Genomic DNA, 14831 nt, shown 5'->3' on the forward strand with positions numbered 1-14831 from the left:
AAAGCACCCCGCACAACATCAATAAAAAAAGTTGAAGAGTTTGTTTCATAACTTACTTGGTAAATGGGTTGAAAAATGAGTAGGGTATTTTTTATTGGTAAGATTAGCGAACACTACCCTGTTTACCAAAATTGTCGCATCACAAAAACATCACAAATTACAAGCTCCTAATAATCAGACTATTTCTACAAGCAAAAATGCCTTCAAGTGACTTGAAGGCATTTTTGCTTGTAGAAATAAGGAGGTACTTTCAACGATAGAGCAAGCTCATTTTAACCCTAAATAGTATCCGAAAAATCATTCCACGTCACCTCTTCGGGCAGGTCTATTTTCTTCCTAAGCCTAAACCATACGTTACGAACCGCATTCGGAGACACGCCCAGCGATGAGGCCATTTCCTTGGAATCCAGTTTTAGTTTGGCCAAGGCCATAAAGCGGATTTCGGCGGGTGAGATGCTCGGGACTTTTTCTTTCAAACGTGACAAATAACCCGTGTGCACTTCTTCAAAAAGCAGCTTAAAACTACTCCATTGCTCATCGGTAAGTAGCGAATTACTTTGCAATTGCCGAATACTTGCGTCATTACTTCCCCGTTCGTTTTCGGCCTCCAACATTTCGATTTGCTTGTTTTTCGCCACGATGATGTTCGTAAACTCTTCCAGCTTTAGCTGCGCCAACATCTGCTCGCGTTTGGCTTTTTCTTGTTCAAGCATCAGTTGTTTTTCTGCCTCTTGTTGCTGAATTTTCAACTCTTTTTCCCTCACCTTCATCAACAAGCGTTGTCGATGTATCCCGACAAAAGCTATGCCCGTTACCAACAGAATAATCACAATCGTAATGATTCGGTTGAGTTTTTGCTGGCGGATATTTTCATCAAGCGTCATTTCGGCATGCTGTCTGCGCTCCGTTTCTAGCTTCAAATCGGCCTGAATTTGCACATTTTTCCCCCTGCGTTTTTCCAACACCTCCGTCCAATAGTTAATTGAGTCTTTGTGAAGCACTACCAACGACATATCCCCAACCACCTTGTAATACTTGCTTAGTAACTGGTGTAATTGCAGATGATCCGACTCGTTGCCTTGGCTGTAGGTAGCTTTTTGGGCTAGTGGAAGGAGTTTACCAGCCTCTGCCATGTTGTTTTGGGATAGATACAAGTCCGCCAGGCCAATCGCAAACCGACAGGTATTATCCAACAAGTTGTGCTTACTAGTTTCTTCGATTCCAATTTTATAATGTTGGATGGCACTTGTCAAATTTCCTAGCCCTTTCAGCACATGCGCCTTATTCCCCATCAATATTCCATACCACACTTTTTTATCGTCTTTGTTGACAAAGTCCCGATGGAACATTTGCAGCGATTTATCCACGTAAATCTGCGCAGAGTCGTAGTTTTTAAGTTTTAAGTACGACACTCCCACAATGTCCAAGGTCAAAAACTTCTCCACTTGGTTGATGTCGTATTTTTCTACTTCTTTACCATACTTAACGGCACTGGCAAAATCATCAAATTGATAAAATATCCGCGTTACTCCACTCAATAACAGCCCTTTTTGGGTGGACATCCCTTCTCCCAATGCACTGCTGTAGTCAACCGCCTTGTTGAGAAAATACAATGATTGCACATCTTGTTGGTAATTAAGGCTCAAATTAACTGCGTACAAAAAAGTAAAGGCTGATTTGATTTCCGAAAAATCCAATTTATCCGCCTCTTCTAGGCTACTTTTGTACCAGTCTTCAAACGTTCGTAAATCCACTTTGCTACTTCGTTGGAGGTAATCCATTTTGGCCAACTCCGCAATCAGCAGCGCTTTGTCATCCTTGTGCCGTTTGGCCGCTAACTCCGCTACAGCCACCCTAAACAAATACCCTTCTTTGCTTTTTAAGTGGGTAAATAAATTTGAACGAATGGAATCAATCATCGTCCAACGCTTAGGATAAGGGTATTGATAGGCGATGTCGTAGCTAGAACTGTACGCTTCGGGATGATGTAAATCTTGCCCAATGCACTCATTAATGAGTAAAAAAAGCAGCAAAAAAGCGGTAAAAAAGTACTGTTTGTGTTTACACCAAATCATACATTTTATTAGGTACATTTACCAACGTGGATTTGTACTTGAAGTTAGAGTAGGAGTTTAGTCAGTTTCATTGAGAGGGTAAATTTAGAGACAAAAAACAAACAAAAAAAGTCCTGAAGCTTTACGCTCGCAGGACTTTTGGTATATAATTCTCTAATTCTACTCTACCTTTACCACCTTCAGCGTCGCTTGCTGGTCAGCCGTCGAAACCTTCAAGAAATACATCCCCGTCGGTAACGCACTCACCCCAAACTCTTCTTGGTGGGTGTTGGTTTCAGGCACAAACAGGCGGCGCAAAATTTCACGGCCTGCCGCATCGCTCAACGAAGTTTCCACCACTTGCCCTTTGCTATCTTGCACGTTCAAGCTAAGCGTATGCGTAACAGGGTTGGGGAGAACCGTGGCGAAGGCGCCGTTATCGGTTAGCTGTTGTCTGTTATCCGCCCATTGCCACTTGCCCTTTGCCACTTGCTCCTTGCCATTTGCCCCTTCTCTCTCTGCTCCCACGCCAACCCCGTCTTTCGACTGGATTCTGAACCAATATTCTTGGTAGGCCAACACGTTTCCTTGTGCTTTCCGCGTCGAAGGATAAATGCTGCCCCAACCTTTTTGATCCCAGTAGCGAATCCCTAGTTTATACAAACCCTTCGGTAAACCTGCATCGTAAACGTTACCGCCTGCACCGTTGTCTTGGTAAAAGCCGTAAGCGGGATGGTTTTGGGCATACAACTCCGTCCAGCCTTCGCGGTTGGCGTACATGAAATACGGCGCGTTGTTCTCGTGCGTGTTGAACGAGCGAAGCACGCCCATTTCAGGCGTCGCCAACATGTCAAACGTCAGTGAACCGTCGGTATTTAATCCACACGCTTCTACGTTGATAGTCCAGTAACGAGGTGCCATTTTATTGGCATTTTCTACATAATATAATGTTGGGTTTACTTGCGTGCTTTGTTCCAATTCAGGGCCGCCGTCGCGCGTGATGAATTGACTCGACCACGCCGAACGGTCGTTTACCTTCACTGCCGATTTAGATTCACCAATGTTGATCAACGTCACCACAAACGCATTCCAATACACATCCTTGCGAACACTTTCCGCACTTTGGCAACCACCTTCAAAAAGGCACTTTGCCCAGTAACTCTGCTTCGTCACATTGCTGAAAGCTACCTCAAAACTTGGTGCAGTTACCCCCGTATTCCAAAACGTTTGACTTCCTGCGGGGCAATTCGCCGAAATTCTCACCGTTGTGCCTGTACAGACAATGTCTTGCGAAACGGTCACCGCAGGAGCTACCCCAACGGGTATCACTGTATAAGTCACTACGTTACTCTTTTCACTCAAACAACCCCCTCCCGCTTGGCATCGGGCATAATATGAAGTCGTCTCCGTAGGCGTTTGATTGGGCAAACTTGGCAAAGCCAAATTCGTAACGGCATTGTACCAAACCGTCGTCAGCGTTCCGCAGTTGGCCGTGCCACTAAACGGCGCGGGGCTACCGCAACCACTCGTCACGTTCAAACTCGCCACGGGTGCCGCCAACGAACTGCTCACGATTCGCAAACGCATCACCCCTGATTCCGTTTCCACGCACGAAACCGTACCGTCCGACTTGCGGCAGCGTACGCGGTAATTATGGTACTGACCATCCACCAACTGCGTTGGCACAACACTACTGTACTCGCCACCATCAACTGAATAAAGTAACATTTCTCCCGCTCCACAAGTCGCGTTGAACGTTAGCGCATTGCCTTCGATATTACATACCTCTTTCGTCTCTCCCGCATTGACACTCACCCCGTCTGCAACCAACGATACATTTTGTGGCATCGAGGCGCGGTAATTTATCGTCAACTCAATCGGACTCGTGTACGTCACAGGACGGTTCGCATCACAAGCCGCTTGGTAACGGTGGGGTTGGTTGTTGGACAACTGGGAAACGGGAGCATTGGATGACCAGTCACTCCACAAACCACTGCCCACTTGTACCCGCCATACGGGCGTACTTACTACGCATCCGCTCGTAATGTTGAATTGTAAACTGTTCACTGGATTTGCATCCGTATCGCATAAAACTTGAGAGTTGCCTTCGGAAAACGTTTGTTGCAACGTCGTCAACGTAATCGTGGGTTTGCTTATCACTGTCACCGTAAACGAACACTCCGTCGTCTGACCATTCGCCGCTGTCACTTTGAAGGTATTCGTCGTCACTCCTACGGGATACTGCACACCAGTTCCCAAACCTGACGTCTGGGTCGTTACAGCACCTGCACAATTATCTGTGCCAACGGGGGCAACGTACGTCACAAGCGTACCCTCATAAACTACAATATTGGCGGGACACGTAATCTTGGGCGCTTCGGCATCAACCACTGTCACCGTAAACGAGCACTCCGCCGTTTGGTTATTGGCATCCGTTACTCGAAACGTATTTGTCGTTACTCCCACGGGGAACGTCGCCCCCGAAGCTAAACCTGCAATCTGAGTCGTCACAGCGCCTGAACAATTGTCACTGCCTACTGGAGCCATGTACGTTACTACCGCCCCGCACTGACCCGTTGTGTTATTCACCGTAATATTGGCGGGACACGTAATCTTAGGCGCTTCGGCATCGACCACCGTCACCGTAAACGAGCACTCCGCCGTTTGGTTATTGGCATCCGTTACTCGAAACGTATTTGTCGTTACTCCCACGGGGAAGGTAGCCCCCGAAGCTAAGCCTGATATCTGAGTCGTCACAGCGCCTGAACAATTGTCACTGCCCAATGGAGCCGTATAGGTCACTACTGCCCCGCACTGGCCTGCGGTGTTATTCACCGAAATATTAGCGGGACATGTAATTTTAGGCGCTTCCGCATCAACCACCGTCACCGTAAACGAACACTCTGCCGTTTGGTTATTCCCATCCGTTACTCGAAACGTATTTGTCGTTACTCCCACAGGGAAGGTAGCACCCGAAGCCAAGCCTGCAATCTGAGTCGTCACAGCGCCTGAACAATTGTCACTGCCCAATGGAGCCGTATAGGTCACTACTGCCCCGCACTGACCTGTTGTGTTATTCACCGTAATATTGGCGGGACACGTAATCTTGGGCGCTTCGGCATCAACCACTGTCACCGTAAACGAGCACTCCGCCGTTTGGTTATTGGCATCCGTCACTCGAAACGTGTTTGTCGTTACTCCCAAAGGGAACGTCGCCCCCGAAGCTAAACCTGCGATTTGCGTAGTCATCGCTCCTGAACAATTGTCACTGCCTACTGGAGCCATGTACGTTACTGCCGCCCCGCACTGACCCATTGTGTTATTCACCGTAATATTGGCGGGACATGTAATCGTTGGGGCGGTATTATCTACTACATTCACCGTAAAAGTGCAGTCAGTAAAGTTACCATTAATATCAGTGGCCCTGATTGTGACGGTCATTGTGCCAACACCCGAAACAGTTGTTCCCGCCGACGGGCTTTGAACCACCCCTTGCATCCCACAAAAGTCGGAGGCTGTCGCCAAATTCCTGTAGTCTGGCAGAATAGCTGAACAGTTTGCCCCCAACCCTAGCGTTTGGGTAGCTGGACAGCTAAGACTTGGCGGGGTAACATCCGTTGTATTTACCGTAAAAGTACAGGTACTCACATTATCGCTGTTATCTGTTACTGTGATGGTAACAGTCATGTTGCCCGCACCAGATACTATTGTTCCTGCTGCTGGCGATTGTGTCACACTTTTTATCCCACAATTGTCAGAGCGAGTTACCAAACTACTATAATCAGGTAAAGTAGCGGAGCAGTTGGCATCCAATGACAATGTTTGAGTACTTGGACAAGTAACGTTGGGAGGCGTATTGTCCACTACCACCACTGTAAAAGAACAAGAAGCACTATTGTTCCTATTGTCTGTTACCCTAATTATCACAGTACTAGCCCCCGAGATAACAGTTCCTACTGGTGGTGATTGTATCACACTTTTTATCCCACAATTGTCCGAAGCAACTGCCAAACTTGTGTAGGCTGGTAAAATGGCTGAGCAGTTCGTCCCTAGTGCCAGCGTTTGAGTAGCAGGACAGGTGACGCTCGGCGGCACGATGTCGGGTGTAACATCCACACAATTGCTACTCTTTTCACACACAACCCCATTTAAGGTGGAAATTGTCACCCGACGGTAGTGAGTCGTTTGGGTGGGACTAGCAGGATCGTACGTTACGCTATTGGTGTTCGGTATTGGAGTAAAAACACCGTTACAATTAGTGGTGCTTTGCTCCCAACGGTAGGTAATGGTGCCCGTTCCAGTTCCTGCGGTTACGGAGGTAAACGCTTGTGGATCTACTCCAACACAAACCTCTTGACTTCCTCCGACACTACCTGCATCTACCGTATTGACATTCACTGTGGTAGTTTGAGCCAAACCGCTAATGACACAACCAGTAGCATCCGTGATTTGGGTGAGGTTAAAGCTAGTCGTGCCCGTAAAATCAGTACCTTCGGTCAAGGTAGCAAATACACTACCGCTTGGAACATCATTGTAAGTAACGCCATTGACCACAATATCAAAAGGAGCAATACCCGAAGAAGACGTAAAACTAAGCTGAATGCTTTCTCCTGCACAGACGGTCGTTACGTTACTGGTAATAGTTCCAGTTCCGTTAAGTCCTAGGCTCAAACTGGCCATATTACTTGCGTAAATGTTGTCATCGTTTATGTTCCTGCTCCCATTATCATCATCCGCAGAGTTGCCACTAAAAGTCACATTGCACATACTAACGAATGGATCATTGGTTGAACCTGGAGCAGCATTCCCCCCGTTATCTGCTTTGTTGAAAACAAAAAGTGCTCCGCCATACCCCTTAGCACCATTGTTACCTCGGGTAGCGGCATTATTATTAAAACTAACGCTCATTAGATTCAACCGACCACTGGTTACAAAAATAGCTCCACCTGCCCCCATTCCACCTCCGTTATTATTACCACCACCAAAGCCAGCAAGAGCCAGAGCACCACCACCACCACCAAAACCAGCAACATTGTTAACACCATTACCACCACCACCACCAAAACCAGCAACATTGTCAACACCACTACCTCCTCCGCCACCAAAACCAGCAACATTGTCAACACCACTACCTCCTCCGCCACCAAAACCAGCAATACCCAATGTAATAACCCGACCACCATTGCCAAAAATAGGCACTCCCCCGTTCGAACCAGGCGTACTCCCACTCGCGTCTGTTACACTGCCACCCGCTATACTACCATTACCAAGTACACCACCGCCACCACCATTAATATTGGTCATGTTTCTTCCACCATTCCCTCCCATACCGCCGCCACCAAGCAGATCTGCGTAATCCCCCCCCTGAGCCTTATTGTTGATAAGGTTAACATTGATCAACCTCAAATTAATACTTCCACTCCCTCCTTCTCTTCCCTCGTGCATAAAAATGGCACCACCTGCCCCCATTCCACCACCATCACCATTGCCACCTTTGGCATAGCCGTTCGCCAGCGTCAGATTTTGAATCGTTATCGTTCCATTTTGTATCCAAAAAATGCGAGAAATACCCCCGCCACTAATTGTCAGATTATTCACCCCTAAACCATTGATACTAACATGGTTGGTAATCACCAAAAATGGGCTAATTACCGTAATGGTTGAGCCATTAGGCACGGTAAAATTAATCTGGTGGGGGCTCGCCGCCGTTGCGCTTCCGTCCGCATTGGCATCAAAGATGGCCTGCCGCAAAGAGCCTACTCCAGTGTCGTTGGTATTGCTTACCGTAAAAGTAGTCGCACGGCAAACATTTATTATACTAACCCAAATTACAAAAATCAAGACGATGTTTTTCATATTACAAATTACTGTTCGCTACTTTTTTTAGCTATTTTTGACTTCTACTCTACCTTCACCACCTTCAACGTCGCTTGTTTCTCGGCCGTACTGACCTTCAAGAAATACATCCCCGTCGGTAACGCACTCACCCCAAACTCTTCTTGGTGGGTGTTGGTCTCGGGCACAAATTGGCGACTTAAAACGTCACGCCCTGCGGCATCGCTCAAGGTAGTCTGCACTAGTTGCCCCTTGCTATCTTGCACTTTCAAGCGAAGCGTATGCGTGACGGGGTTGGGGAGAACCATGGCGAAGGCGCCGTTCTCAGTTATCGGTTGTCCGTTATCCGACCCTTGCCCATTTGCTCCTTGCCACTTGCTTTTTGCCTCTTGCTCCTTGCCATTTGCCCCTTCTCTCGCTGCTCCCACACCTACCCCGTCTTTCGACTGGATTCTGAACCAATACTCTTGATAGGCCAACACGTTGCCTTGTGCTTTCCGCGTCGAAGGATAAATGCTGCCCCAACCTTTTTGATCCCAGTAACGAATCCCTAGTTTATACAAACCCTTCGGTAAACCTGCGTCATATACGTTAGCGCCTGCGCCGTTGTCTTGGTAAAAACCGTAGGCGGGGTGGTTTTGCGCGTACAATTCTGTCCAGCCTTCGCGGTTGGCGTACATAAAGTAAGGCGCGTTGTTCTCGTGCGTGTTGAACGAACGAAGCACACCCATTTCGGGCGTCGCCAACATGTCAAACGTCAATGAGCCGTTTGTCCCCAACGCACAGGCATCCACGTTGATGGTCCAGTAACGAGGTGCCATTTTGTTGGTATTTTCTACGTAATACAAAGTTGGGTTTATTTGCGTACTTTGTTCCAATTCGGGGCCGCCATCACGGGTGATGAATTGGCTTGTCCATGCCGAACGGTTGTTTACCTTCACTGCCGATTTAGATTCACCAATGTTGATTAACGTCACCACAAACGCGTTCCAGTAAACATCTTTGCGAACGCTTTCCGCACTTTGACAACCGCCCTCAAAAAGACACTTTGCCCAGTAACTCTGCTTGGTCACGTTGCTGAACGATACCTCAAAACTTGAGGCCGTTACCCCAGTGTTCCAGAACGTTTGACTGCCTGCGGGGCAGTTGGCCGAGATTCTCACCGTCGTGCCCGTACATACTATCTCTTGCGAAACGGTCACCGCAGGCGCGACCCCAAGAGGTATCACTGTATAAGTCACCACGTTACTCTTTTCGCTCAAACAACCCCCTCCCGCTTGGCATCGGGCGTAATATGAACTCGTCTCCGTAGGCGTTTGATTCGGCAAACTTGGCAAAGCCAAATTCGTAACGGCATTGTACCAAACCGTTGTCAGCGCTCCGCAATTGGCCGTGCCACTAAACGACACGGGGCTGCCGCAACCACTTGTCACATTCAAACTCGCCACGGGTGCCGCCAATGAACTGCTCACGATTCGCAAACGCATCACCCCCGATTCCGATTCTACGCACGACACCGTACCGTCCGACTTGCGGCAACGTACGCGGTAATTATGGTACTGGCCATCCACCAACTGCGTTGGAAGGGTGCTGCTATATTCACCCCCATCGACTGAATAAAGTAGCATTTCTCCAGCTCCACAAGTCGCGTTGAACGTTAGCGCATTGCCTTCGATATTACATACTTCTTTGGTTTCTCCCGCATTGACACTCGCCCCGTCGGCAACCAACGATACATTTTGTGGCGTCGATGCGCGGTAATTAATCGTCAACTCAATCGGACTCGTGTACGTCACAGCACAACTCGCATCACAAGCCGCTTGGTAGCGGTGGGATTGGTTATTAGACAATTGGGAAACTGGGGCATTGGTCATCCACTCGCTCCACGCTCCACTTCCCACTTGTACCCGCCAAACGGGATTGCCCACCACACACAAACCCGAAACCGTAAACTGTAACCCGTTCACTGGATTCGCATCCGTGTCGCAGAAGGTTTGAGCGTTGCCTTCGCTGAGCGTTTGTTGTAAAGTTGTTAATGTGATGGTTGGTTTCATTTGAACTTGTATCCTCGCCGTCATCGAAATGGCTTGCGAACATACCCCACTTTTTACAATAGCTCGGTAATAGGTCGTTTGCGTTAAATTGCTCGCTATCAATTCCGTCGTTGTATTGGCAATATCCACCGCGCCGCTAAAATCTGAACTCAACGACGATTGCCATTTTTGGATTGTACCTACCTGGCCTGATAAAGTCAACACCGTGCTATTCGTCCCAGAACACACCGTCGCCGAACCAGCAATGCTGCCGCCCACGCTCACGGGGTCAACCGTTACCGTCGCCGAAGTTGAGTTCGTTTGCGAACATACCCCGCTCTTGAGCACCGCTCGGTAATAGGTCGTTTGCGTTAAGTTGCTCGCTATCAATTCCGTCGTCGTGTTGGCAATATCCACCGCCCCGCTAAAATCTGAACTCAACGACGATTGCCATTTTTGGATTGTACCCACGTGACCCGATAAAGTCAACACCGTACTATTTACCCCCGAACACACCGTCGCTGAACCTGAAATGCTGCCACCCACGCTCACGGGGTCAACCGTTACCGTCGCCGAAGTTGAATTCGCTTGCGAACATACCCCACTTTTTATCACGGCGCGGTAATAGGTCGTTTGCGTTAAGTTGCTTGCTGTCAACTCCGTCGTCGTATTGGTAATATCCACCGCGCCGCTGAAATCTGAACTCAACGACGACTGCCATTTTTGGATTGTACCTACTTGGCCCGATAAAGTCAATGTGGTGCTATTTGTCCCCGAACAGACCGTGGCCGAGCCAGCAATGCTGCCGCCTGCGCTCACAGGGTCAACCGTTACCGTCGCCGAAGATGAAATCGCTTCCGAACAAACCCCGTTTTTTACAATAGCGCGGTAATAGGTCGTTTGCGTTAAGTTGCTCGCTGTCAACTCCGTCGTCGTATTAGCAATATCTACCGCTCCGCTAAAATCTGAACTCAACGACGATTGCCATTTTTGGATTGCACCCACCTGACCCGATAAAGTCAATGTGGTGCTATTTGTCCCCGAACAGACCGTGGCCGAGCCAGCAATGCTGCCGCCTGCGCTCACGGGGTCAACTGTCACACTGCCTTGAATACTGTTTGACACACACGTAGTCGTTGAATTTTTCACCGTAAGCGTAAATGAAATCAAACTCCCCGAAGCAGAGCCGCCCAACTGCACCGTGATAGGATTCGTCAAATCACCGTCGCTCACCGTGGTGATGCCCATTCCCGTAATGGTATATTTATTGGGTGAATCCGTGGGATTGTTGTATGGAATCGAAAAAGTCGTGGCGCCAGCGCAGATAGCAGGAATGGTTCCTAACGTCAGGCTTGGTTTGGCAGGGTCTTCAAGGGTTGCCGTCACCGCATTGCTAACGCAAACTCCGTACGTAGCCACAATATCCGTATAATTTCCCGCCCCTAAGCCCGTCAAGGTAATCACTCCACTGCCGTTGGAAGTAAAATTAGCCGCCGAAATCGCCACATTGTTCTTTTTGTACGTAACCGAATAAATGGTATTGGCCAAAAAGCCGCTCAACGTAATGCTACCTTCAACACCTCCGCAAGTGGTAGGATTAGAACTGCTCACTGTCGGAGTAATTGCCGCAGGTGGGGTAGATTGGTACTCGTACGCACCCATGTCTATCCTTTCGTTGTTATAAAATCGTGAATTTCCTCCCAAATCCACATTTCCCACCGTTGCCGAGGTAGTGGAAGGATCGCCCGCATTGATGGCGGGTGAGCAAGGCTGGAGACGGAAGTCGCCGCTCGCGGCGTTGACGAAGAGGGGGGCCGTGTTAAGATTGCCCGTACCAACCCAGCCTCCCTGGATGATAGAATTAGCAACAGTTGAGGTAGTAGCAGCACTTATTATATTAAATGAGTTATTATTCCCCCAGAGAATGCAATTTCTAACTGATAATAGCTCCCCTCCCTGATTTATAATAGCAGTATGATTGCCATAAAACGTACAATTTGTTATATTCACACTACCCTCCAAATTAGTCACGCCAGAGGAATATACATTCCCGACATTGTTGATAAAAAGGCAATTGATAATCGTTGGAGTCCCACCATCATAATTAAATATCCCTGCATTTATATAATTCCCAGTGTTATTGGAAAAAATGCAATTTCTAATGATGGGAGATGAACTAGAATTATAAATACCTCCACCTAGGCCATTTCCCGTCGGAGGAGTAGCATTTGCCTGCGTTACCGTAAACCCATCAATTACGACAGAATTGGTTCCATCATTACTGATTACACTATAACTGTTGTCTCCATTACTCCCCGACATTCCAATATCGCCGCTCAGCGTTGTCACGTTCGTCAGCCAATTGCGTTGTGAAAACTGCGTCTCTGTACCACTGAAACCTCCGTAAATGGACACTCCACTCTTCATCGAAAAAGAATGGCTGCGGTTACCCGGTGTATAACCTATACCTTGGTCGGGTTTATACGTCCCCGCCGCTACCCAAATTTGGGCACCTGAACAGGCCACCGCCAACGCATCTTGCAACGAAGTATAAGCATCCGCCCATGAGCTACCATTGTTGGCACCCGATGCGTTTTCTTTAACGTAGAAGGTACAATTGCAAGGGCGGGGGCCGATGCTATAATTTCTATCTACAAAAATATCAGGATTGTATTTCAAACGAATCCGTACCGTATATGTGCCCGTCATGGTACCCGTCCCAGAAGTCACATTGAATGGGTCGGCTGTAATGGCGGCAAAAGTGGGCGTCCCAGTAAAGCTATTGCCAGATACGATGGCGTACTCTACCCCACCTGAGGTATTACCATTCAAATCCCCCGTGAGGTCTATGCTTATGCTACCCTGCGTGGGCGACGTACACGTGAGTTCGGTCGGCGTAACGGTAGCTGATACCGTGGCTGTTCCGAGGTACTCAATAATAACTTGGCCACTAGCGTTATTAGCACCTGCGGTGTTGTTCTGATTAGAACCGAGGTTATACGATGATCCACCACGTCGTCCTGAATCGTAGGCATCCCCCCCCGTCTGTCCTCCGCCACCACCACTGTAATCTTTATCTTCAAGGCCACTACCACTACCACCAGCGCCATACCCACCACCACCAGCGCCATACCCGTCGTAAGCATAACCCCCAATTGCATTAAAGCCTGCACCACCGCCCAATATCCCACCAAAGCCATTCCCATAAAGACCACCGCCACCGCCGCCGCCATAAATCAACCAATTACCACCACCGCCATTGCCCGTTGTTACAACGCCTATCCCCCCATAATTATCGCCACCACCACCACCTGCAATAATCAGAGGCAACCCGCCTTGAATACGTGTACCAGATCCGCCGCCCCCACCGCCTTTCGTACCATCCCCCCCTAGAGCACCCGCCATCGACTCTAATACCTGGCCAGACATTATAATAAAGTCGCCTATCATTACCGCACCGCTACTTCCATTATTCCCCCCTCTCGCCCCTTTTGCCGTAATCCTCACTTTAGACAGTCCGCATGCCCTCCAAACCGCCCCATTAGCATATCGGTTATGAACAGGGGTAGATAAGCTAAACACTTCGCCCGTCACGTTGGTATAAGTTGCACAAAAATCATACGTTGATTGATTATATTCATACGCCCCAATATCGGGTTTACTTATTCCCGTGGCATTAAAAGGCCGAACGTTACCCGCCAAATCTGTGGTTGGGGCATCTGTGTCAATTCCAGCATCTATGGCTGGCGAGTATTGTTGCAAACGAAAATCACCTCCTGCTGCATTCACAAAACGCGGATCAACATTGGTATTATTCATACCAAAGAAACCGCCCTGCACAATTGAGTAGCTCACTAATCCATTAGAAATTCCTCCGCTATTCCCCCAAATAATACTGTTAATAATGGAAGTCTCTGGCCCGTTGGCAATAGTCACCGAACCTGTATTACCGTAAAAAGTGCAGTTTAGTATCTTAACCAGTGCTGTCCCCCCGCCATTAGAAATACCTGCCCCTGCCACTGTACCTGTGTTATTAAAAAATAAACAACCCGCCACCATTGATGAAGAATTATCATTGAACATTCCTCCACCTGCCGCTGCGTAGTTGTTACGAAACACGCAATTTTGAATCTTGGGTGAAGCATAAGTATTCCACATTCCACCGCCGAGAGACAATGGAAAATTGCCATCGGCATAGCCTTTTTCAACAATAACTCCATCCAAAATGGCGGTATTATCCAATGGCGAACCCGACGTAAACGTATTATTGATTACTCGGTAGCTATTGTCGGTATCCACGCCTAAGTTGCCAATATCCCCACTCAAAATCGTAGGATTGGCCAGTACGTTTCTATTTGCCATTACAGGCGTACCCGAATTGGGAAAACCTCCATAAATCGCCACCCCATTTTTCATTACAAAGGTCTTGGTACGAGGGTCGGCTGGCGATGTATTACCAGAAGGGTCAGCGGTAGGTTTATACGTCCCCGCCGCTACCCAAATTTGGGCGCCTGAACAGGTCACCGCCAACGCATCTTGCAACGAGGTATAAGCATCCGCCCATGAGCTACCATTGTTGGCGCCCGTAGCATTGGCCTTGACGTAGAAAATACTGTTGCAAGGTGCTGTATACGTTTTAGCAAAGGTAGTTTGCCGAAATAGCAAAACAGTCAACCAAAAACATACAAGTCCAAGGCGAAATAGTGAGTAGGGTAATCTTCGAGTATTCATAAGTTTAAAGAGTAATTGTTTCAAGTGTTGTCAAAGTAGGAATCATCGGATGGTGCTCGTAGTAACAATACCATCGGTCAATGCGTTTTTGGGCGTTGAAATGCAGGCAGCAGTTCAGGTTCAGCGTGCGCGTGTGGCCATCCACGTAACGGAGCTCCCCCCGAAACATCGAAATCAC

At 48.2% G+C, this 14831-nt stretch carries 3 protein-coding genes; all 3 read right to left on the reverse strand.

Annotation, left to right across the window (positions count from 1 at the left end; genetic code table 11):
* Nucleotides 1–278: 278 nt before the first annotated feature.
* The 3 genes from AC23N5_RS31070 to AC23N5_RS31080 all read right to left on the reverse strand — a co-directional run bounded on the left by AC23N5_RS31070 (nt 279) and on the right by AC23N5_RS31080 (nt 14653).
* Nucleotides 279–2075 (reverse strand): helix-turn-helix transcriptional regulator, encoded by a 1797-nt coding sequence (locus AC23N5_RS31070; RefSeq protein WP_487758512.1) that lies wholly within the window; start codon nt 2073–2075, stop codon nt 279–281.
* Nucleotides 2076–2234: 159 nt separating this feature from the next.
* Nucleotides 2235–7910: an HYR domain-containing protein gene (locus AC23N5_RS31075; RefSeq protein ID WP_487758513.1), complete on the reverse strand. Its 5676-nt coding sequence runs from the start codon at nt 7908–7910 to the stop codon at nt 2235–2237.
* A 44-nt stretch (nt 7911–7954) separates the two neighbouring features.
* The gene (locus tag AC23N5_RS31080; protein ID WP_487758514.1) at nt 7955–14653 is read right to left on the reverse strand and encodes a choice-of-anchor Q domain-containing protein; all 6699 of its coding nucleotides are present in this window, start codon (nt 14651–14653) and stop codon (nt 7955–7957) included.
* Nucleotides 14654–14831: the final 178 nt, after the last annotated feature.

It is taken from the genome of Runella sp. R5_40 (assembly GCF_057652295.1).

Bases quoted from the DNA above. Each gene is read 5' to 3' on its own strand.
- AC23N5_RS31070 (WP_487758512.1), bottom strand. From the start codon at position 2,075: ATGATTTGGTGTAAACACAAACAGTACTTTTTTACCGCTTTTTTGCTG.
- AC23N5_RS31080 (WP_487758514.1), bottom strand. From the start codon at position 14,653: ATGAATACTCGAAGATTACCCTACTCACTATTTCGCCTTGGACTTGTA.
- AC23N5_RS31075 (WP_487758513.1), bottom strand. From the start codon at position 7,910: ATGAAAAACATCGTCTTGATTTTTGTAATTTGGGTTAGTATAATAAAT.